Annotated in this window: 22 protein-coding genes and 1 pseudogene; 11 read left to right on the top strand and 12 right to left on the bottom strand. The window is 71.7% G+C overall.

The window, feature by feature from the left end:
- Positions 1-113: 113 nt before the first annotated feature.
- The 3 genes and pseudogenes from ABT026_RS07495 to ABT026_RS07485 form a co-directional block, all read right to left on the bottom strand.
- Positions 114-428, bottom strand: coding sequence for a hypothetical protein (locus tag ABT026_RS07495; RefSeq protein ID WP_351113121.1), 315 nt, complete (start codon positions 426-428; stop codon positions 114-116).
- 265 nt (positions 429-693) lie between these two features.
- Positions 694-879: pseudogene (locus ABT026_RS07490) on the bottom strand (tyrosine-type recombinase/integrase); the annotation flags it as partial.
- A 20-nt stretch (positions 880-899) separates the two neighbouring features.
- Entirely contained in the window at positions 900-1,166 is a 267-nt protein-coding gene (locus tag ABT026_RS07485; protein WP_351113120.1) for a hypothetical protein, read from the bottom strand.
- A 23-nt stretch (positions 1,167-1,189) separates the two neighbouring features.
- On the opposite strand from ABT026_RS07485, the gene ABT026_RS07480 reads away from it, so the two are divergent.
- Positions 1,190-1,681, top strand: a complete 492-nt coding sequence (locus ABT026_RS07480; RefSeq protein WP_351113119.1) for a GNAT family N-acetyltransferase — start codon at positions 1,190-1,192, stop codon at positions 1,679-1,681.
- Positions 1,682-1,750: 69 nt separating this feature from the next.
- Here ABT026_RS07480 and ABT026_RS07475 read toward each other — a convergent pair whose 3' ends face one another.
- Both ABT026_RS07475 and ABT026_RS07470 read right to left on the bottom strand, forming a co-directional pair.
- Positions 1,751-3,142: an MFS transporter gene (locus tag ABT026_RS07475; protein ID WP_351113118.1), complete on the bottom strand. Its 1,392-nt coding sequence runs from the start codon at positions 3,140-3,142 to the stop codon at positions 1,751-1,753.
- A gap of 226 nt (positions 3,143-3,368) precedes the next feature.
- On the bottom strand, positions 3,369-3,857 hold the full coding sequence (locus tag ABT026_RS07470) for a nuclear transport factor 2 family protein (RefSeq protein ID WP_351113117.1): 489 nt from the start codon (positions 3,855-3,857) through the stop codon (positions 3,369-3,371).
- Between the two features lie 188 nt (positions 3,858-4,045).
- Between ABT026_RS07470 and ABT026_RS07465 the strand changes: the two genes are divergently transcribed.
- A complete protein-coding gene (locus tag ABT026_RS07465; protein ID WP_351113116.1) occupies positions 4,046-4,705 on the top strand; it encodes a TetR/AcrR family transcriptional regulator in 660 nt (219 codons plus the stop codon).
- 62 nt (positions 4,706-4,767) lie between these two features.
- On the opposite strand, the gene ABT026_RS07460 is transcribed toward ABT026_RS07465, so the two are convergent.
- The gene (locus ABT026_RS07460) at positions 4,768-5,328 is read right to left on the bottom strand and encodes a TetR/AcrR family transcriptional regulator (protein ID WP_351113115.1); all 561 of its coding nucleotides are present in this window, start codon (positions 5,326-5,328) and stop codon (positions 4,768-4,770) included.
- A 395-nt stretch (positions 5,329-5,723) separates the two neighbouring features.
- Positions 5,724-6,302 (bottom strand): hypothetical protein, encoded by a 579-nt coding sequence (locus ABT026_RS07455; protein ID WP_351113114.1) that lies wholly within the window; start codon positions 6,300-6,302, stop codon positions 5,724-5,726.
- 217 nt (positions 6,303-6,519) lie between these two features.
- On the opposite strand from ABT026_RS07455, the gene ABT026_RS07450 reads away from it, so the two are divergent.
- Positions 6,520-8,565 (top strand): cell wall-binding repeat-containing protein, encoded by a 2,046-nt coding sequence (locus ABT026_RS07450; protein ID WP_351113113.1) that lies wholly within the window; start codon positions 6,520-6,522, stop codon positions 8,563-8,565.
- Between the two features lie 162 nt (positions 8,566-8,727).
- On the opposite strand, the gene ABT026_RS07445 is transcribed toward ABT026_RS07450, so the two are convergent.
- Both ABT026_RS07445 and ABT026_RS07440 read right to left on the bottom strand, forming a co-directional pair.
- Complete coding sequence (locus tag ABT026_RS07445; RefSeq protein WP_351113112.1) at positions 8,728-9,051, bottom strand: hypothetical protein; 324 nt, start codon at positions 9,049-9,051, stop codon at positions 8,728-8,730.
- 192 nt (positions 9,052-9,243) lie between these two features.
- Positions 9,244-10,005 carry a formylglycine-generating enzyme family protein gene (locus tag ABT026_RS07440; protein WP_351113110.1) on the bottom strand — a complete coding sequence of 254 codons (762 nt, stop codon included), beginning with the start codon at positions 10,003-10,005 and terminating at the stop codon, positions 9,244-9,246.
- Positions 10,006-10,615: 610 nt separating this feature from the next.
- Here ABT026_RS07440 and ABT026_RS07435 point away from each other — a divergent pair.
- Genes ABT026_RS07435 through ABT026_RS07425 form a run of 3 tightly spaced genes read left to right on the top strand, consistent with a single transcriptional unit; the run spans position 10,616 to position 12,347 of the window.
- The gene (locus ABT026_RS07435; protein WP_351113109.1) at positions 10,616-11,251 is read left to right on the top strand and encodes a hypothetical protein; all 636 of its coding nucleotides are present in this window, start codon (positions 10,616-10,618) and stop codon (positions 11,249-11,251) included.
- The gene (locus ABT026_RS07430; RefSeq protein WP_351113108.1) at positions 11,248-11,931 is read left to right on the top strand and encodes a YeeE/YedE family protein; all 684 of its coding nucleotides are present in this window, start codon (positions 11,248-11,250) and stop codon (positions 11,929-11,931) included. The genes ABT026_RS07435 and ABT026_RS07430 overlap by 4 nt, the downstream gene beginning before the upstream one ends.
- Entirely contained in the window at positions 11,931-12,347 is a 417-nt protein-coding gene (locus ABT026_RS07425; RefSeq protein WP_351113107.1) for a YeeE/YedE thiosulfate transporter family protein, read from the top strand. Before ABT026_RS07430 ends, ABT026_RS07425 begins: the two co-directional genes overlap by 1 nt.
- A 150-nt stretch (positions 12,348-12,497) precedes the next feature.
- Here ABT026_RS07425 and ABT026_RS07420 read toward each other — a convergent pair whose 3' ends face one another.
- A complete protein-coding gene (locus ABT026_RS07420) occupies positions 12,498-12,827 on the bottom strand; it encodes an SCO4225 family membrane protein (protein ID WP_351113106.1) in 330 nt (109 codons plus the stop codon).
- A gap of 182 nt (positions 12,828-13,009) precedes the next feature.
- On the opposite strand from ABT026_RS07420, the gene ABT026_RS07415 reads away from it, so the two are divergent.
- The 3 genes from ABT026_RS07415 (at position 13,010) to ABT026_RS07405 (ending at position 16,205) form a co-directional block, all read left to right on the top strand.
- On the top strand, positions 13,010-13,366 hold the full coding sequence (locus tag ABT026_RS07415) for a cupin domain-containing protein (protein WP_351113105.1): 357 nt from the start codon (positions 13,010-13,012) through the stop codon (positions 13,364-13,366).
- A gap of 284 nt (positions 13,367-13,650) precedes the next feature.
- The gene (locus ABT026_RS07410; RefSeq protein ID WP_502967916.1) at positions 13,651-15,411 is read left to right on the top strand and encodes a molybdopterin-dependent oxidoreductase; all 1,761 of its coding nucleotides are present in this window, start codon (positions 13,651-13,653) and stop codon (positions 15,409-15,411) included.
- 131 nt (positions 15,412-15,542) lie between these two features.
- On the top strand, positions 15,543-16,205 hold the full coding sequence (locus ABT026_RS07405) for a fasciclin domain-containing protein (RefSeq protein ID WP_351113104.1): 663 nt from the start codon (positions 15,543-15,545) through the stop codon (positions 16,203-16,205).
- Positions 16,206-16,317: 112 nt separating this feature from the next.
- Here ABT026_RS07405 and ABT026_RS07400 read toward each other — a convergent pair whose 3' ends face one another.
- The gene (locus ABT026_RS07400) at positions 16,318-17,067 is read right to left on the bottom strand and encodes an anti-sigma factor (RefSeq protein WP_351113103.1); all 750 of its coding nucleotides are present in this window, start codon (positions 17,065-17,067) and stop codon (positions 16,318-16,320) included.
- Positions 17,064-17,648: an ECF RNA polymerase sigma factor SigK gene (sigK, locus tag ABT026_RS07395; protein WP_351113102.1), complete on the bottom strand. Its 585-nt coding sequence runs from the start codon at positions 17,646-17,648 to the stop codon at positions 17,064-17,066. The genes ABT026_RS07400 and sigK overlap by 4 nt, the downstream gene beginning before the upstream one ends.
- A gap of 507 nt (positions 17,649-18,155) precedes the next feature.
- Here sigK and ABT026_RS07390 point away from each other — a divergent pair.
- Both ABT026_RS07390 and ABT026_RS07385 read left to right on the top strand, forming a co-directional pair.
- The gene (locus ABT026_RS07390; RefSeq protein ID WP_351113101.1) at positions 18,156-18,575 is read left to right on the top strand and encodes a hypothetical protein; all 420 of its coding nucleotides are present in this window, start codon (positions 18,156-18,158) and stop codon (positions 18,573-18,575) included.
- 131 nt (positions 18,576-18,706) lie between these two features.
- Positions 18,707-19,561 carry a DUF1206 domain-containing protein gene (locus tag ABT026_RS07385; RefSeq protein WP_502967915.1) on the top strand — a complete coding sequence of 285 codons (855 nt, stop codon included), beginning with the start codon at positions 18,707-18,709 and terminating at the stop codon, positions 19,559-19,561.
- Positions 19,562-19,587: the final 26 nt, after the last annotated feature.

The raw sequence follows: 19,587 nt of genomic DNA, 5'->3' as shown, positions 1-19,587 counted from the left end.
GTCCATGCTGCAAGTCTCACATCGCGGTCAAGCCACCACGCCTACGCTGACCGGACTTTCACGGCAGCTCGACCACCAATTGAGATGACTTCTAAAGTGGTTGCCCAGCCCGCTCACCGCGTCCACACCCGCAGGAACGCTTCGGCCGGGATGGCCTCCAGCGGATCCTCTTCAGGATCGACCGCTTGGTCTGTGAGAAAGCCGTGCTCGTCCTCCAGGTGCTCCCAGCTGTAGCGGTGGAGTTGGCCGGCCGAAGTCAGCTCGGCTTGCTTGATGACGACCAACTCACCGCGGTCAGCTACGGCCTCGATGTACCACAAGCCGCCCTCCTCGTCAGCGTGGCGGAAGTGGTGCCGCTGGGTGGCAGCTTCATCGAGTGCTCGCAAGTACGCCACGGTCTCTGCTTTGATGCGCTCCAGGTCAACCACGGGACCATCGTGTCAGCGAGCGCACGCGGTGGCCCCGTTCTGACATCCACAAGTGACATCAACGGCGCCGGACGCCCGCACTCCCAGGCGGTCTGGCACGCCAGCGCGGCTAGGCGGCTCCCGGGCAGTGCCACGAAGTGATCGAACTCCTAAAGCGGGTGTCGCAGGTTCGAATCCTGCCGGGGGCACAAGGTCTGACCTGCGTCAGCGCCGTCGCGAGTTCGGTTCGCGACGGCGCTGACGGCAGTTTTGACGGCAATCCCCTCTACCGGCGCCGTTTCAGCAGCCGGTCCATGTGGCTCATCGCCTCCCGGCGGTCCTCGTCGTTCACGTGCGTGTAGACGTTCATCGTCACCGCGATCTGCGAGTGCCCGAGGATCTCCATCACCGTGCGGGGAGCAACGCCGGCCGCGAAGAGCAGGGACGCGCACCCGTGGCGGGTGTCGTGCAGGAAAAAACCTGATGGAACCTCTACACCTGACAGCCCATCGTCCACGTGCTGGTCGGCGGTTGCGCCTGGCGGTCGCTGCCGCTCTGCTTCGGGATATCGAAGTCGATCCACGGGGAGGCCAGCCCCGCGGGCCGGGCGGCGTCCGCCCTCTTCTGCACCTGTCGACCGGTGAAGTTGGACAGCCCCGGGTAGCGGATCTTCCCGGCTCCCACGGCGTCGTCGAGAATCGCCTGAGCGACAACCCCGTCGTCCCTGACCGACTGACCTCGACGACCCACGATCTCCATCGCACGACCCTGACGGAGAACAAGTGTCCAGCCCCATTGCCGCACCGCCAATCGTTCGCCACGCCGAGCTGTCGGACGCCGACGCACTCGTGGAACTGCGCGCGCTCATGCTGACCGAGATGGGCATGCCCGTCGGTGGGGCGCACGCCCCCTGGCGGGCGGCAGCCCGTTCCTGGTACGCCGAACACCTCATACGCCCTGAGGAGTTCGCCGCCTTCGTGGTGGACGACCCGGAGGCCGGTGTGGTGAGCAGCGCCGTCGGCACCTGCGACCGGCACACACCCGGCCCGACCAACCTCAGTGGGCTGCACGGTCATGTCTCCAACGTGAGCACCCGCCCCGAGTTCCGGCACCGTGGGTACGCCCGGGCTTGCCTGACCGCTCTGCTGGACTGGTTCGCCACGTCGACCGAGGCTCGGGTCATCAATCTCAACGCAACCGGCCAGGGCATCGGCCTCTACCAGTCCCTGGGGTTCGACGTCCCGCGCCACCCGGCGCTTCAGCTCCGGCTCTGACGGGTGTGCAAAGGCCCCCTCCGCCGTGATGGGCGGAGGGGGCCTCAGTCCATGTTGGGTGGTTGGCGGTCAGGCGGCGACTCGGTCCTCCGACTTCTGGGGTGTGGCGTCCTTCGGCGCGACGGTCTTGCTGGTGCGGAGGGCGGCGGCGATGACAATGCCGAGGAGGGTGAGGGCGGCGGCGGTGAATCCGGCGGTGCGCAGGCCGGGGACGAGGTCGGGGCCGGTGGTGGTGTGGGTGCCGGAGTTGGCGATGGCGACGAGGACGGCGAGGCCGACGGCGGAGCCGATCTGCTGGGTGGTGGAGGCCATGGCGGAGGCGATGCCCTGGTGCTTGGCGTCGACTCCGGTGCCGGCGGCGGCGAACATGGCGGTCCAGCCAAGACCCTGGCCGACGCTGAGAAGGACGATGCCGGGCAGCAGGGCGGGGTAGCCGCCGTCCGCGGACATACCCGCGGCGAGGGAGGTCATGCCGGCGGCGCCGACGAGGAAGCCGGTGATGATGGTGGTGCGGGCACCGGCCTTGTCGAGCAGCCTCTCGCTGAGCTTGGTGGCGATCATGCCGACCAGCGCGGACGGGATGAACGCCAGGCCGGTGGCCAGCGCGCTGTAGCCGTGGACGTTCTGCAGGTAGACGGTGAAGAAGTAGTACTGGGCGCCGAAGGTGCCCATGAAGACGAAGGTGACGCCCATCGCGGCGACCAGGCTGCGGTTGCGGAAGAGGTGCAGCGGCATCAGGGGGTGCGCGGTCCGCGACTCGACGAGCAGGAACAGGCCGATGAACAGGACGCCGCCGAGCAGCGCGGTGATCGTCTCGGCGGAGGTCCAGCCGGCCTCGGGTCCCTGGACGACGCCGAAGACGAGGGCGGTGAAGCCGATGGTGGCGGTGAGCGCACCGGTCAGGTCGAAGGTGCGGCCACGCTCACGCGGCGCGTCCTTCGGGATGATCGCCAGGGCCGCGGCGGCGGCGCCGAGGGCGAGCGGGACGTTGACGTAGAAGACGGATTCCCAGCCGAGGTAGTTGGTCAGGACGCCGCCGAGCAGGGAGCCGAGCGCCAGGCCGACGGCTCCGGCGCCGCCCCAGATGGCGAGGGCGCGGTTGCGTTCGGCGCCCTCCGTGAAGCTGGTGCCGATGAGCGAGAGGGTGGCGGGCAGGAGCAGGGCGCCGCCCAGTCCCTGAACCGCGCGGGCGGCGACCAGCAGGCCGGGCTCGGTGACCAGTCCGCCGACCAGGGAGGCCAGGCCGTAGAGGACCAGGGCGGTGGTGAAGCTGCGGCGCCGGCCGAGGAGGTCGGCGGCACGGCCGCCCAGCAGCAGGAACCCGCCGTAGGCGACGGCGTAACCGCTGACGACCCATTGCAGGCTGTGCGCGTCGAAGCCGACCTCACGCCCGATCTCCGGCAGGGCCACATAGACGATGTTGTAGTCAATCGCACTGATGAACTGGGCGAAGGCCAGCAAAGCCCTGTACCACGACGCTGGGCGTGGGACGACATGAAGGAACCTTCCGGACAAGGGGAGGAAAGGGAGGGGTGGTGAGGGCGTGCGCAAGGGAGCGGCCGGGCGGAGTGAGAACACGCTCCGACCGCAGCGGACGGGGCGTCGGCTGAAGGCGACGGGCCGTCCGCTGCACGGTGACGAACCTGGTCGGTGATACGGAATCAGCGTGGGGTCGGGGTGGGCGGGGTCAGTCGCCGGTCACGGCGCTCACCAGCGACTCCGTCCCGCCGCCGAGGGCGTCCATGCCCACCAGCGGGTTCCAGAAGTCGACGTAGCGGCTGATCTTGCCGTCGCGCGTCTCGACCACGGAGATGTAGGTCTGGTTGTAGGGGCGGCCGGTGCTGATGGCGTGGCCGATGCTCTTGAACTCGGCGATGACGAGGGAGGGGTCGACCGTTTCGTGGAAGTACAGGTCGGTGAACCTGACGTCGAAGGTGTTGGGGAAGACCTTCATGTAGTCGAAGAGGGCTGCCTTGCCCTGCATCTTGGTCGGGTAGCCCTCCGGGCCGTACGGGAACTCGAGGATGCCGTCCTCGGTGAACAGGTCCGTCCATTCGGGGATCCGGCCCGAGGACAGGTACTCCAGGTGATCCATGAACGCCTGCCGCGCACCGGCCTGGATCGCCTCGCGCTCGGGGTCCTGGACGTTCTGCTGGGTGGCGAGAGTGTCAGTCATGACTATGTCCTTCTTCTCCGTATGACCCGTCGCGGGCCGGGTGGCTGATGCGAAACAGAGGGCTCCTCGACGGACGCGAGAATCCACCGCTGCCGACCCACCCCTTAAGGCGAAGTCCTTCGCGTTACGTTCATGAAGGTAGCACCACGCGGGCCAAAAGTGAAACCTCTCGCGTTAGTGTGATGTGCGTGATCGATTCACTGAACCCACGCCGACAGCGGGGCCGCAGTGCCCGCGTACGTGCGGATGTCCACCGCGCCGTGCGGGAACTCGCCCGCACCCAGCCCCTGGCCCGCCTCACCCTGGCCCAGGTCGCCGAACGTTCCGGCGTCCACCTGGGCACGCTCTACCGCCGCTGGCGCAGCCTCGACGGACTTCTCCTCGACGTCGTCGATGAACAGCTGGGCACTTTCGCCATGCCCCGCACCGGAGTCCTGCGCCAGGACCTGGAGCACTACGCCCGCCGTATCGCCGAAGACCTGGCCGGCCCCGAGGGGAGGATGCTGCTGCACGCGCTCCTCACCGCCCGCCTCGCGGCCGACAGCGGTGGCGGGGAGGCCCCGAACGGCACGGGAAGGCTGCCACCGGCCCTGATCGGGCGCTTCGAGGACATGCGTGCCGCGCTCGACAACGCCGCCGCGCGCGGGGAAAAGGCGCCGAGTGAGCGGGAGTTCTTCGACATCGTGCTGGCGCCGTTGTGTGCCTCACTGCTCTTCGACGTCCGGCCCGGCAACCCGGAAACCGTCGAACCGCTCGTCGCGCGCCTCATGCGTCTCGTCGTGGAGCCGCGCGACGGTGAGGCCGGTAGTGGCGCTGGTGAGGGCGCGGCCGAAGAGGCGACCGCGTGAGGATTCCGCACGAGGGACCGGGGCGGCGGTTCGCGTCCGCCTGTCCCCGGTCCTGCCGGACATCAGTCCTGTGAGCTGTCGGATCCCTGTCCGCCGGCCCGGGTGAGCCGGTCGAGCCGGTCGAGGAGGCCGTCGACAGCCTCCGGCCCCTGAGGCTCCGTGCCGAAGAGCAGGCCGGCCACCAGCGGCGCGATGACGACCTCGTAGACCTCCTGCACGGACGGTGGATTCTCCCCCCGCGCCGCCGCCCGGTCGAGCAACTTCCCGAGCTCGTCGAATCGCCGCGTGACAGCCGGCGGCGGCTCGGTCGCTCCGTCGGCCCCGAGCCGCACGGCGACCAGGGTGCGCAGCAGCAACTCGCCCTGGGGGCCGGCCAGATCCTCGGCCGCCTCGCGTGCGTACACCCTCAGGTCCTCGGCGAGCGTTCCCGTGTCCGGCATCGGCGAACTCTGATCGAACTGCTCCGTGACGACGTCGAGCAGAATCCCTTCCAGGGTGCCCCAACGCCGGTAAAGCGTGCCCAGATGCACGCCCGAACGCTCCGCGATCTGGGCGATGGTCAGCTCCCCGACGGGCCGCTCGCGCAGCAGCGCCCCCACAGCGCCATGCACGTCGGCGCGCACCCGAGCGCTTCTGCCACCAGGTCGTCGAGTTGGAGTGCCGTCAGCCATACCCCCCATCTTAATGCGAGGGGCTTTGTCTTTGCGTCGAGGTGCCTGGATGTCGAGGTGCCTGGATCCGGTGAACCGAGTGTCGCAGCGAACCTCAATACGGGACTAGCCAGTCGATACACCGGCCAGAGATGTCGTGTTGGCCTGTCGCAAGAACCTACGTTGGTCTGCCGTCGTGACGGCAGGGCTTGACGGCAACGGCCACGCACTCTGCTGCACCAAGGTACTCAGGCTGGGACGCCGCGACTGAGCCCAGCGGGTGTCGCAGGTTCGAATCCTGCCGGGGCACAGCAGGAGGGCCAGGTCAGAGGCGGGAACCTCGCGAACTGGCCCTTTGGCGCGTTGCGTCATCCAGGGTTCACGAGGGAACCGACCCTGGCCGGCGTCACGTAGACGGGGGATGCGCGGTAGGCCTCACGGCCCACGGCGGACAGCGGCGGCTTCCACAGATGGACCCCGTGCCGCTTCTCCCACCAGCTCGCGGTCCTCCAGGTGTACACGAGGTTGAGGACCAGAATCAGCTGGAGACCCGCGGCGGCGAGAGGCGCGTGGAAGCCGTAGGCGATCAGCACCATGACGGGGCCGATGGCTGCCATACGGAGGCGGTCACGCCGAAGGTGACGCTTCCGCTCCTCCCTCCCCCGCGACACCGCCGCTTCACCCACCGTCACGGCGGAACCGAAGGCACGCAGCTGACGCGGCCGGGTGGCCAGCAGATTGACCGCCCACAGCAGCGGCAGGAAGACAGCCACGGCGACCTGCGGGCGTCCCCCTGTGCCGGAGAGGCCCAGGTCGCCCATGGTCGAGAAGATCACCACGTTCGCGGCCATGCCCACCAGGACCCCGACAAGGCCCTCACCGAACTCGGCGTGGACGATCCGCGCGAGCGGCGCAGCAGCCGCGGTGGTTTCACTCTCGCTCGTCACGGACCGCATCGAACACCCACCGTGCCGCCCTTGTCCAGAGCCGGCCACGTCTCCCTGGCTTCGGAAAGTTGCCTGGTGAGAGGCCCGGCGGCTCCTCCTGTCGACGACCACTGATGTCGCCGCGCGCTCCGGAACTCTGTTCCCATGCGTCGCGAGGGCATCTACAGTTACCCAGCCCTGTGTGGGGCTTGTGTTCGTGATCCTGGGGGGCGACACCTTGAGACTGTTCACGCGCCGCCGTGCCGCGGCGCTCGCGACCGCGGCGGCGCTCACCGCGGTGGGCATCCTGGCGGGCGCTCCTGGAGCCGCCGCCAACGACGCCGGGCCCTGGCCCGGCACCGAGGGCAAGATCCTCACCGACGGCCCGACACTGGTCGATCCGGCCACCGGGACCGCCACCCCGGTGGGCACCCACGGGGGGTACCACGCGGCCTGGGCCCCGGACGGCAGCCGTGTCGTCTCCGAATGGGGCGAGCTCGCCAGCGAACGGCCCGACGGCAGCTCACGGTTCACCCTCCCCTGGGCGGAGGGCGTGCGCTCGAGCGCCGAGCAGAAGGACATCACCTTCTGGTGGGGCGGCCGGTACGTCGTCTACTCCACCGGCGGCCAGCTCGTCTACGGCCCCTCCGACGCCTCGTGGGCTCCCAAGCCCCTGCTGTCGGCCGCCCAGGAGCCGTCCACCGTCTGCGACGAGGACCCGACGGTCAGCCCGAGCGGCCTGGTGGCCTTCTCCCGCCGCATCAACTACGGCTGCTACGACAACGACGGCGTCTGGGTCTACGACTCGTCCGCGAACACGGTCAAGCGCGTCATCACCGACGCCGCGCAGCCCGCGTTCTCCCCGGACGGGACCAAGCTCGCCTTCGTCCGCCACGTCGGCGGCGGGTTCAGCCAGCTCTTCGTCGCGAACGCCGACGGCACCGACGCCAAGCAGCTCACCACCGACGGACGCGGCTACGCGAACCCGTCCTGGTCGCCTACCGGCAGCCGGATCATCACCGACGTCCACACCTCCGGCGACAGCACCGACGTGCACACCACGGAGTACGTCGATGTGGCCACCGGCGTGACGACCGCGGTCCCCGGCACGCCGCGGGGCAGCAACCCCAGCTGGCAGCCGTTGCGCAAGAACACCGCCGGCCGCGTCTGGGGCGGCGACGTCTACGCCAGCAACATCGCGTCCTCGCGCTGGACGTGGAACACCTACGGCGGCGCCAAGGTCCCGGGCCTGATGGATGCCAAGGCCGCAGTTCTGATCAACCGGGACTCCCCGTCGTACTCGCTCACCGCGCCCGCCCTGGCCGGCAAGAAGCACGGCCCGGTGCTCGGGACCACCAAGAGCGGCTTGACGACCGCGGTGAAGAACGAGCTGAAGCGCACCCTGAAGCCGGGCTCGACCGTCTACCTCATCGGTGGCACGTCCATCCTGACCAGCACGGTCTCCTCGCAGGTCACGTCGCTCGGCTTCACCCCGAAGCGGCTGTCCGGGGCCGACCGCTACGCCACCTCGGTCGCCGTGGCCAAGTCGGTGACGAGCAGCCCGAAGTACGTCTTCCTGGCCACCGGCACCGACTACCACTCGGCGCTCGCGGCCGCCTCCGCGGCCGGCGCGGACGGAACGAGCAGCGCGGGCAGCGTCGTGCTCAACAACGGCAACTCGCTGTCGTCGTCGGTGAAGTCGTACCTGAACAGCCTGAACCCGAACAACACCATGATCATCACGGTGGGTTCCTCGGCGAAGTACGCGCTGACGCACACGCAGTTCTCCAACTGGCCGTCGTCGTATTCGTACTACCCGATCACGGCCTCGACCCACGAGGCCACCTCGGTCGCCGTCGCCAAGTTCTGGTGGAGCGCGCCGAGCACGGCAGCGCTCGCCTACACCGAATCCTGGCGCGGCGGGGTCTCCGCGGGCGCGGCCATGAACGTGTTCGGCCCCGTCCTGTGGACCTCCAAGGACAGCCTCTCCGGTGAGGCCAAGAGCTACCTGCTGCGTGGGTCGGCGGGCACGAACTCGGTGACCGCGTTCGGCGGCACGGCTTCGGTCTCCAAGGCCGCGCTGGACACCGCAGGCGCGGCGATCAGCGCGAGCGCGAGCCAGTTCGTGTACCAGCCGTACTACGAAGGCGTCATCCCGACGGCCTCCCAGCAGAGCGCCTACGCGGCCCGCACCAACGGCGGACAGCCCGCCACGGTCGCCCGCAGCGGTCCGACGGGCGCGGACCCCCACCTGGAGTCGCTCGAGACGGTCCAGCACCAGTAGTCCGGCCGGGGCGTGTCCCCGCCCGCACGCCCGGAGTCACGCCCACGGAGAACGGCCCCCGACCGTCTTGCCCGGTCGGGGGCCGTTCTCCGTTCGCCGTTCGCCGTTCGCCGCTCCGGTCCGGCTGCCGTGATGCGCCGGACGCCTATCCGCCGGCACGCCTCAGGCGGCTGAGGCGTCGGCGTGATCCTGGGTTCCGCGCAGCGGCAGCAGTTGGCTGAGGGCGATCAGGAGCAGCCCGGCGAGCAGGAGCGCGTTCCCGCCGAAGAAGCGCACGTCCCAGGAGACGCCGGGCAGGACGCTGAAGTAGAAGAGGCTCTGGAGGACGACGGAGCTGCCCGTGAACAGGGCGCCGAGGCCGTGGAGTCGGGGCCTGGTGGCGTGGCGGCGCGCCATCGGCACGGTCCATCCCGTCCGCAGCGTGACGATTCCCGACGCCATCACCAGCAGCCCCAGGAAGGCGCCCGTTCCCACTACCCATGCCATGGTGCCGCTCCGCTCCGACCGGTGACAGGCTCCGGGACGCACATCACGCCCGGGCCTGAAGACACCGACATCGTCGCGGGAACCAGGGGTGTCCGACCATGCCGGGATCGGGCAATCTCCGTCCGCCTACGCTGCCGGGTCGTAACCGTCGCCTTCACGGTCTGCCGGACAGTGCCTCACCGCGCCGCCCCGTCAACCGCTCGGGGTCGGGACAGGGGCGACCGGGCGGACCGCGGTGAAGTCCTGGTAGGGGCCGCGGGTGGCGGAGAGCAGGAGCGTCCATTCGTCGCAGCCCTGCCACGGGGAGAGGTCGCCGCCGCCTCCGCGCACCACCCTCGGTCCGTCCCCGGTGCGGGGGCGGGCGTCCGCCGGGGCGTCGGTGAAGTGGGGGATCCACACGTCGGCGCAGATCTCGTTGGCCGACCCCATCGCCGCCAGCCCGAAGGCGTTCTCGTTCGCGGCGACGCGTTCCTCGTCGGCGAAGTCGCCGAGGACCTGGTCCTCGTCCGGCCTGACGTTGCCGCGGAAGGTCAGGGTGCTCGTGCCCGCGCGGGCGGCGTACTCCCATTCCGCCTCGCTGGGCAGCCGGAAGGGCAGCGCTTCGAGCAGGTCGTCCAGGTCCTCGTCGAGACGGGCCGTCTCCGTGTCCGATTCGGCGAAGGCTTCCTCGTACTCGGGCAGCCAGTGGCGTGCCTGCGCCACCGTCAGCGGATGCCGGGCGATCAGGAACGGCGCGACCCGCACTTCGCGCACCGGCCGCGCCTGGCCCGCGGCGGCGAAGAAGCAATCGAGGCTCTCATCGGCCTCGCCGATCCGCTCAAGGGCGCGGGCGGCGATCAGTTCCTCGTCGGACAGGCCCATCCGGAAGGTCCCACCGGGAACGGCGCGGAAGACCACGTCGGAGGGGGTGTGCCGCCACGCGGGTCGGCCGGCCACGGTCTCTTGAGCCCACATGGGGGCGGACGGTAGCAGTCGCGCGGTCGGGGCGGTGCGCGCCGGCCGGAGGAGGGAGGCGGTTCCCTCCGCACCGGCGTGCCCGCGCACCACGGAGGGGGCTGACCATTGAGTGGCGACTCGGACTTGCCGCGACGGGCCTTTCCCGATGAGTGGCGCCCGCACAGGCGGCATGGAAAATTGACAATTCCTTCACACGTGCATTCACGCTTTCACCACAAGGCATTCGTGCGCTCACCGTCCCCGCAAATAATGGGTGCAGCATCGACACGAAAGCCGTCAGCGATGCCATGTGACGCCCTTGACGGCGTTTTTGCCGCCCCTGAATGTCCTGACATGGGAAGACAAAAAGGCATGGGCGGCGCATGACACCACTCACTCGGCAATGTCGATCGGCTCCGGCTCGACGAATTGCGGGAAAGTTGCCTGGAATGCGGAACGGTGATTCCATCTCGCCCGGTCGGAGAAACGGAGGCGCGCCTCCGTTGCATGACAGGCCGTCACGGCGTCGCTTCGAGTTCGCGGTCGCCGCCGCGACGGCGAAGGCAGGAAATCGAGAACGGCGGCTGCCCTTTTCACAGAGGCGGCGCGGCCGATCGGAGGAAGCGACGTGGGTTGCTCGCACGCCACAGGGTGTCCCCTGTTCCCGCTGCTCAGAGAGAGCTTGCGGGGCTGGCGCGACTACTACTGCGACAGCAACGACCAGTGGCTCGGCTGCGCGCGCTACAAGATGTCGATGACCGGTGAACGCGTGCCGATCAGCCTGCTGCCCAACGGGGCCCAGGCGCGGCATCTCGAGGACGCCGCCGACACGGGTGGGACCTGCGCACCCGCCGCGGGGCACGCCGCCCCGCAGACCGCCGTGCGGCAGGAGCCGTGGTCACCGCAGGGCTCATACGCGACCCAGCCACCACAGGGGGCCTACGCGACCCAGCAACCGCAGGGCTCGTACGCGGCCCAGCCGCCCCAGGGCGCCTACGCGACCCAGCCACCGCCGGTTGCGCAGCCGGTCCGGCCGGCCGCGCCGTCCGGGCACCGGGTGGCGGCCCCGGAGAGCGTCACTCCGTGGGCGACGGGAGCTCCGGCGATGCCCATCACGCTGGGCCGGCCGGCACCGGACCCCTACGCCTCACAGGAACACGCCCGGCCTGCCCCCTCCGCCCAGCGCACCCGGCAGCCGCAGGCGGCCCGCGCGAAGCGCGGCCTGTGGGCTCGACTGACCGATTGGATGAGCCGACCCGCATGACCAGCTACTGGCCCTGGTGGGCGGGTGCCGTGGGGCTCGCCCTGGTGACCGTCTACTACGCCCTCGCCACCGACCGGTCCTTCGGTGTGTCCTCCGCGTGGGACCGCGTGGTGCACTGGCGGCGCGAGCGCCGCATGGAGCGGATGGACGAGGAGTTCGCCGACGACCGCGCTCTCGTCGAGGCGCTCGCCGCGGCAACGGCGGAGCATTTCGGCACCGCCCCGTCCCCGGCCCCGTCCCCGGCTCCGTCCCCCGCGCGGCAGGTCCCGTACGGACAGCCGGGCACGCTCCAGGTGGACGACGTGGACGTCGAGCCGCCGGTGAGTGACCCTCCCGCGGCCACGAGCAGGCGCCCGGCGCCGCTGTTCACCCAGGCCGCCCTGCTGATCTCGGTCTTCGTCGGCGGGCTGATCGCCGCGGTCACCTCCGGGCGGTTCGAACTCCGCCTCGACATGGGGCCGGGGTTCCGGGACCTGGTGACCGCCGATCCGCTCATGATGACCGTCCTGCTGTTCGTGGGAGGCGTGCTGGTCGGCTTCGGTACGCGGCTCGCGGGCGGGTGCAGCTCCGGCCACGGGCTCAACGGCTGCGGCCGGCTGAGCCCGGTGAGCATCGTGGCGACCGCCGTGTTCTTCGGCACCGCCGTCGCGGTGTCGTTCCTCCTGTGGAAGGTGATCTGATGCGTACCCGGGGCGCGATTCTGCTGGCCACCGTCGTCACCGGACTGGGCCTCGGCTACACCGTCGCCAACATCGGCTTCGGCGACTACGCCGAGCTGAACCGCATGTTCACCTTCCAGGACCTGCGGATGTTCCTCTCCTTCGCCGGGGCCGTGGTGATCATCGCGGTGGCCTTCGCGCTGCTGCGGGTCCGCCGCACGCCCGGGCGGATCCACGGCGGCGTGGTCCCCGGAGCGGTGCTGTTCGGTACCGGCTGGGCGATCTCGGGCGGGTGCCCGGCGATCCCGATCATCCAGGTGGCCGGCGGGTACCTGCCGGCCCTGGTGACCATCGTCGGCGTCGTCGTCGGCATGCGGCTGTGCCGCTGGTCCAGCGGCCGGTACTTCCAGGTCGACAGCGGTTCCTGCGGACTCTGACCGACGCACCGATCCGCGGCACCGGCAGAAGGGCCGGTCCGGAGGCGAGAGCCTTCCGGACCGGCCCTTCGTCGTGCGGATGCCGGGTGCCGGGTGCCGGGTGCGGAGCGGGGCGGAGCGGGGCGGTGACGCCCCGGCCCGGGCGGCGGGTCAGCCGCGGCTCGGCCGGGCCGGCCCTCGGCGCCGGCCGCGCAGGAACTCCAGGAACGCTCCCAGGACGAACGACTGGATCAGGGCGCTGACGCAGACCCCGCCGACCAGGAACCAGACCTGCGAATCCGCGCCCCCGATCGCCGCGTCGAGCCCCGCCGCCAGGAGCGAGGTCGGGGCGGCGATGAGGACGGGCCATATGCCGACGATGCCCGGGTCCGAGAACAGCGCGGCAGCCACCTCGAACGCGACGGACGCGCCGAAGAGGCCCAGATAGGCGGCAGAGGCGGGATTGGCGAAGGTCAGGCGTATCAGGGTGCGAGCGTTCATGGTGTCCCCCCGGGGAAGTGTGGCTCCCCATGCTGGCGACGAGCCGTGGCCGCGTCGTGAGTACGTGTACCTACGTGAGCTACGTGGCCTCGCGACGGACGACGCGCTCGGACCCGGCACGGCGTTGCACATGGGGCCGAACGGTGCACACGATGGATGTGTGGCTCAAAGGAGGCATCGTCATGTTGGAGGTCAAGACCCCCAGTAAGCCGGACGAGCACCGGGACTTCCCGCACGGTCACCTCGAAGCGGTCCACCTTTCGGAGCTGGACTGCGCGGTGGCCACTTTCGAGCCCGGTTGGCGGTGGTCGCGGGACCTCGCGCCGATAGCCGGGACCGACAGCTGCCAGGTCCACCACAACGGACTGGTGGTGCAGGGCCGGATGCACATCCGCATGGACGACGGCGCCGAGTTGGAGGTCGGCCCCGGGGAGGTGTTCGTGTGCTCCCCCGGGCACGACGCGTGGACCGTCGGCGACGAGCCCTGCACGGTGTACGACTTCGCCGGTCAGATGGCGAACAGGTACGCGAAGTCCTAGAAGGCGGCATCCGGAGGTGCCGCCCGCCGACGCCGGGAGCCCGGCGTCGACAGCGCTGAACCGTGGCCGGGGGCGGTGTGTGCGAGGTGTGACGCCTCGCGGGCACTCGCCCCCGGCCTTCGGCGTTCGCGCCGCCCGTCCGTCCTGGGGGTGACCGGGGACGGGCCGTCGGTCCTCAACCGGGGAATCCGTTGCGGAACGCGCGGCGGATGGGTCCGGGATTTCTTTTCACCTGATCAGGTCCAGGACCAATCCGCCCCCGGGGGCGGTACCGGATTCCCGGCGTGAGGGACGAGGAGAAGGATCAGCGGGGCCGGCCGGGGCCGTGGTCACGCGCGGCGCCGGCGGCGCTGAGCGGGCTGACCGCCTGCGCCGCGGCGCTGGCGGTGGCCGAGCTGGTGGCGGCGGCGGTGCGGCGCCCGCGGTCCGGTCCGGTCGTCGCGGTGGGAGGCGCGTCCGTCGACGTGACGCCCGCCGCGGTCAAGGACTGGGCGATCCGCCAGTTCGGCGCCGACGACAAGCTCGTGCTGCAGCTCGGCATCCTCGCCGTGGTGTCGTTGCTGGCACTGGGCCTGGGCGTCGTGGCGGTGCGGTACCGGTGGGCCGGGATCGCCGGTGTCCTGCTCCTCGGGTGCGTCGGGGCGGCCGTCGCCGTCGGCCGCCCCGACTCCGCCGGGGTCGTCGACGCACTCCCCTCGGCCGTGGGCGCCGCGACGGGGGCCGCGCTCCTGTCCCTGCTGGTGGGCCGCCTGACCGCGGCGACCGTGAGGGTGCCCGCCGGCCCTGCGGGACCTACCGGACCCACCGGACCTGCGGCGCCTGACGCCCATGCAGGGCCTGACAGCACAGGACCCGACGCGTCGGCAGGACCCGAGGGCGCGGGGCCTCGCACACCCGCGGCACCCGCGGCACCCGAGACACCCGAGGCACCCGAGGCACCCGAGGCCCCCACGGGACGGAGCCGGCGCGGATTCGTCGTCGCCGTCGCGTCCACCGCGGTGGGCGCGGGCGTGGCGGGTGTGGCCGGCCGGGTGCTGAACGCCCGGCACGGTCAGGGCGCGGCCGCCTCACGCGCCGCGGTCGTGCTGCCCCGTCCCGGGTCGCCGGCGCGGCCCGTGCCCAGGCGGTCCGGGCTGCGCGTCGCCGGGGTCGGCCCGTTCGTCACCCCGAACCGGGACTTCTACCGTGTGGACACCGCCCTGGTGGTGCCCGAGGTGGACGCCTCCCGCTGGCGGCTGCGTGTGCACGGCAGGGGCGTGAGCCGTCCCGCCGTGTACTCCCTGGACGATCTGCTGCGCCGGGAGCTGGTCGAGCGGGACATCACCCTGACCTGCGTCTCCAACGAGGTCGGCGGCCCCTACGTGGGCACCGCGCGCTGGACCGGCGTCCGGCTGGCCGACCTGCTCGCCGAGTGCGGGGTGCGGCCGCCGTCCCGGGGCGGCCCGGCGGACCAGCTGGTGGCCCGCTCGGTGGACGGCATGACGATCGGCAGCCCGGTGGAGGAGCTGATGGACGGCCGCGACGCCCTGCTCGCGGTCGGCATGAACGGCGAGCCGCTGCCGTTCGCGCACGGCTTCCCGGTGCGGATGGTCGTCCCCGGCCTGTACGGCTACGTGTCCGCCTGCAAGTGGATCGAGGACATCGAGCTTTCGACGTTCGCCGACTACGACCCGTACTGGGTCAGGCGGGGCTGGGCGCGCAGGGCGCCGGTGAAGACCCAGTCCCGGATCGACACGCCCAAGCCGTTCGCCCGCCTCGGGACCGGCACGGTGATGATCGCCGGCGTCGCCTGGGCCCAGCACCGGGGCGTCGACAAGGTCGAGGTGCGGGTGGACGACGGTCCCTGGCAGGAGGCGCACCTGGCGGCCGAGGCCACCCGTGACACCTGGCGTCAGTGGTCCCTCGCCTGGCCGGCCACCCGGGGCGGTCACACCCTCACCGTGCGCGCCACCGACCGGGACGGCCTCGTGCAGACCGCCGGACGCACCCGCACGCTTCCCGACGGCGCCACCGGCCGGCATTCCGTGGTCGTGACCGTGGAGTGATCCCCCGGCACCGGTGATCGGCCCGGCTCGCGGCTCCGGCCCCGGCCGTCCCGAACCACCTTCCGTGACACCCCGTTCCGTGACACCCCCGGACGCAGCAGAGCGCTGCGCCGTTCCGACAGGAGAACTCGATGAACACCCGTATCCGCCGTACCACCGGTCTCCTCGCCGCCGCCGCGGTGCTGCCGCTGACGCTGAGCGCCTGCTCGAGCGACAGCGGCGACGCGGACGCGGCCGGCTCCTCGAAGAAGGCGTCGGCCTCGGAGAGCAGGGGCGGTGACGAGGGCATGGGCGGCTCGGCGACCGCGAGCGGCGTCGACCAGCCGTTCGGCCCGGCCTGTTCCTCCGTCCCGAAGGAGGGCGCCGGCTCCTTCGAGGGCATGGCGATGGACCCGGTGGCCACCGCGGCCTCCAACAACCCGGCCCTGTCCACCCTGGTGACGGCGGTGAAGAAGGCGGGCCTGGTCGACACGCTCAACAACGCGCAGGACATCACCGTCTTCGCCCCGACCAACGACGCCTTCGACAAGATCCCGAAGAAGACCCTGGACGCGGTGCTGAACGACAAGGAGCAGCTGACCAAGATCCTCACCTACCACGTCGTCGGCGAGAAGCTGGCGCCCGCCGACCTGGAGAACGGCTCCTTCACGACGCTGGAGAAGTCGAAGCTGACGACCTCCGGCTCGGGCGAGTCCTTCACGGTCGGCGACTCCGCCAAGGTCGTCTGCGGCGGGGTGAAGACGGCGAACGCCCACGTCTACATCATCGACTCGGTGCTGATGCCGGCGAGCTGACGCCCGGAGCGGATGAACGAGGGGGGAGCCCGGCGCCGGCCGGGCTCCCCCCTCGACGTGCGCCGGACGCCGGGCGCCGGACGCCGGGCGCCGGGGCGTCCGACGCAGGGCGTCAGGTCGGCACGCCGAGCAGGGCGACCGGTTCCGAGGTGGGCCGCCGCGAGCCACCGGCCGGCTCCACCGTGATGCCGACGCCCGAGGCGTCGTCGACCGGACCCCGCATGAGCATGGTCTGGCTGCCGCGTCCGGGGTCCATCAGGCCGGCCGGGCGCATCTCGTCTCCGTCGGCGAACCAGAGCTGGTAGACCTTGCCGGGCGGCGGCGCCGCCATCCTCGACGCGACGAACACCGCCCGGTCCTGCTCGGCGGAGACCACCAGCGTGCCCACCCCGCCGGCCACCTTCGCCGAGCGCGACACCGCGTCCGGTGCGGCCAGCACCGCCGCCGCCTCCTCGGCCCGCCGTTCCGCGAGCGCCGCCCGGTCCCGGGCGTCCTGGGCGCGCTCGTACTGCCACAGGGCGGCGCCGCCGAAGGCGGACGCGGCGGCCACGCAGGCGGCGAGCGCCCACCGGGCCAGGACCGGCCCGCTCCGCGCACCGCCGCGCGGGCGCCGCGGGGGCGCGGTGTCGGGCGGCACCTGGCGCACGGTGGTGACGCGCCGCAGCACCTCCTCGCGCAGGGCGGGCCGTGGGCGCACGGTCGCGGCGAGGGCGAGTCGTGCGGCGGTGGCGGTGAACTCCGCCGCCTCCTGCGCGCAGGTCGCGCAGTCGGCGAGGTGGCGTTCGAAGGCGGCCCGTTCGTCGTCGTGCAGCGCGTCCAGGGCGTAGGCGCCGGTCAGGGCATGCGGGTCGGTGGTGGTCACGCGGTCACCCCCAGGCAGTCGCGGAGCCGGATGAGTCCGTCGCGCAGCCGTGTCTTGACGGTCCCGAGCGGAAGGGCGAGCGCCTCGGCGACCTCCCGGTAGGTCAGGCCGCGGTAGTAGGCCAAGGTGACCGACTGGCGCTGCAGTTCGGTCAGGGTGCGCAGGCAGCGGCGTACCTGCTCCTGCTCCAGGCGCGTCTCGACCTGCTCGGTCACCTCGTCGTAGGCGGGCTGGTGCCCGAGCAGGGCGGCCTTGGTGTCGCGGGCCGCCGCGGCTTCCACCGACCGGACCCGGTCGACCGCCCTGCGGTGGGCGAGGGTCAGGATCCAGTTGACGGCCGTGCCACGCTCGGGGCGGTACCGCGGTGCGGTGCGCCACACCTCCACCAGGACGTCCTGAGCCACCTCCTCCGACTGCGCCCGGTCGCGCAGGACGGCCCGGACGACGCCGAGGACGGAGCCGGCCACGGCGTCGTAGACCGCCGCGAAGGCCTCGTGGTCGCCCAGCGCCACCTCTCGCAGCAGGTGCTGGAGGTCGGGTTTCGCGGTGCGGCCGGTGGCGATGTGCACTGGTTCCTTCACGAATACGTCTCCCGTGGGCGTGGCGGGGCAGGGCAGGGCAGGGCAGGGCGTGCACGGGTGATCCGTTGCCGGGAGGGCCGCGGATTGGTGCGTGCCGGCCCGTGGGTGCGTGCGGAGGTCCGCGTCGCCCGGCCGCGGCCGCGCGACGAGCCGTGCAGGCATGGTTCGGCCATGCGGGGGCGCGCGGATGCGGCTGCCGACGGATGGCGGGCGACGTCTCGGCACGTGGGGTCCTCGTAAGCCTCCGCTTCCGATGCGGCCGACCGGACGGGAGGACACGCAGCGTGGCCGGGCGTGGCCGTGGGCGACCGGGCGCGGCCGACCGGAACCCGCGGTCCGCATCCCGTCGTGACCGGCCCCTGGCTGCACCGGACCACTGCCACTAACCTGCTCCTCGTGCCGGTCGATCAGGCGTCAACGGGCGCCTTCCAGCTCACGTGGGAACTACGGAAGCACGGTTGGGCCAGGTGTCATCTGGCCGAGGGATCGCGGCGGACCTCACTCACGGTGAGTTACGGCACGGACGCGCTGGCGGACCTCGTCTCGGCGGCCGGTCTGCTGTACGGGGGGTACGGGGAGCGGCGCACGGCGCGGTTCTTCTTCGACGCCGAACCGCAGGAGTTGCGCTGGGTGGTCCGGGCCGGGGAGGCGGCCGGGGAGGACGAGGTGGACGTCACCGTCTACCGGTTCCCCGACGTGGGCGTCGTTCCGGCCCTTCCGGACGCCGAGGGCACGGTGCTGTGGCGGTCGGCCCATCCGCGCGGGGTGTTCGCGCACGCCGTGCTGGACGCGGCGCAGGGCGTGCTCGCCGAGCACGGCGAGGCCGGTTACCGCGCGAGGTGGGTGCTGCACCCCTTCCCGGCGGGCCCGCTCCAGGATCTGCGCCGCCTGCATCTGCGGGACGACGGCTGCCCGATGCCGCACTGAAGCGGCCGGCCCGGGGCTCTCGCCGCACCGGCCGCCGCACCGCACGCCGGAGCGGCTGATTCCGGGCGCCCGGCGTCCCCGGCGCCCGCACCGCTCCGTTTCCGGGGTGAAGCAGCGGGCAAGCGGGCGGCATGACGGGTATATCGACGACGTGGCGCGCCCGGAGCACCGCTCGGCGCGCCGCCAACAGCTCCGCGATGGACCGTGCGGCCCGAGCCGGTTTCGCGGCGCGCGGCGTGCTCTACCTGCTCATCGGGTTCATCGCGCTGCGCGTGGCGTTCCACGAGGACGGCGGCAAGCAGGCGGACCGCTCCGGCGCGCTCGCCGAGATCGCCGGCAAGCCGTTCGGTTCGGTGCTGCTGTGGGCGCTGGGCATCGCCACCGCCGGGATGGCGCTGTGGCGGCTCTCCGAGGCGGCGTTCGGCGCGTCGGGGCCGGACGGGCACAAGGCGCGCAAGCGTCTGTTCTCCGCCTGCCGCGCCGTCTTCTACGGCTTCGTGGCCTACTCCGTGCTGGCCTTCGCCGCGCACCAGGGCGGTGGGGGCGGCGGCGGTGGCGGCAACTCCTCCGACCGGCAGTCCCGGGACTTCACCGCCAAGGCGCTCGAGATGCCGGCGGGTCGCTGGCTGGTGGGCGCCGTGGGGATCGGGGTGATCGTCGCGGGCGCCTGGATCCTCATCCGTGCGGTGCGGCGGAAGTTCCGCAAGCACCTCAAGACGGCGCAGATGGGCCCGCGGGTCCGCCGGACGGTCGACGTGCTCGGCGTCTGCGGCGGCGTGGCGCGCGGCGTCCTGTTCGGCACGATCGGGGTGTTCGCGCTGATCGCGGCGGTCCGGTTCGACCCGGACAAGGCGAAGGGCATCGACGACACCCTGCGTTCCTTCACCCAGACTTCGGCCGGTCCGTGGCTGCTGGTCGTGATCGCCGTGGGGCTGGTGGCCTTCAGCGGCTTCTCGTTCGCCAGCGCGCGCTACCGCAAGACCTGACGGCGACGGCGCGGCGCCCCGAGCCC

The organism is Streptomyces sp. NPDC002734 (assembly GCF_040295685.1).
Lineage (GTDB): Bacteria > Actinomycetota > Actinomycetes > Streptomycetales > Streptomycetaceae > Streptomyces.
This window is presented reverse-complemented; position numbering and strand designations above follow the sequence as displayed.

Bases quoted from the DNA above. Each gene is read 5' to 3' on its own strand.
- ABT026_RS07425 (WP_351113107.1), top strand. From the start codon at position 11,931: ATGCGTACCCGGGGCGCGATTCTGCTGGCCACCGTCGTCACCGGACTG.
- ABT026_RS07420 (WP_351113106.1), bottom strand. From the start codon at position 12,827: ATGAACGCTCGCACCCTGATACGCCTGACCTTCGCCAATCCCGCCTCT.
- ABT026_RS07485 (WP_351113120.1), bottom strand. From the start codon at position 1,166: ATGGAGATCGTGGGTCGTCGAGGTCAGTCGGTCAGGGACGACGGGGTT.
- ABT026_RS07430 (WP_351113108.1), top strand. From the start codon at position 11,248: ATGACCAGCTACTGGCCCTGGTGGGCGGGTGCCGTGGGGCTCGCCCTG.
- ABT026_RS07445 (WP_351113112.1), bottom strand. From the start codon at position 9,051: ATGGCATGGGTAGTGGGAACGGGCGCCTTCCTGGGGCTGCTGGTGATG.
- ABT026_RS07405 (WP_351113104.1), top strand. From the start codon at position 15,543: ATGAACACCCGTATCCGCCGTACCACCGGTCTCCTCGCCGCCGCCGCG.
- ABT026_RS07415 (WP_351113105.1), top strand. From the start codon at position 13,010: ATGTTGGAGGTCAAGACCCCCAGTAAGCCGGACGAGCACCGGGACTTC.
- ABT026_RS07440 (WP_351113110.1), bottom strand. From the start codon at position 10,005: ATGTGGGCTCAAGAGACCGTGGCCGGCCGACCCGCGTGGCGGCACACC.
- ABT026_RS07470 (WP_351113117.1), bottom strand. From the start codon at position 3,857: ATGACTGACACTCTCGCCACCCAGCAGAACGTCCAGGACCCCGAGCGC.
- ABT026_RS07385 (WP_502967915.1), top strand. From the start codon at position 18,707: ATGACGGGTATATCGACGACGTGGCGCGCCCGGAGCACCGCTCGGCGC.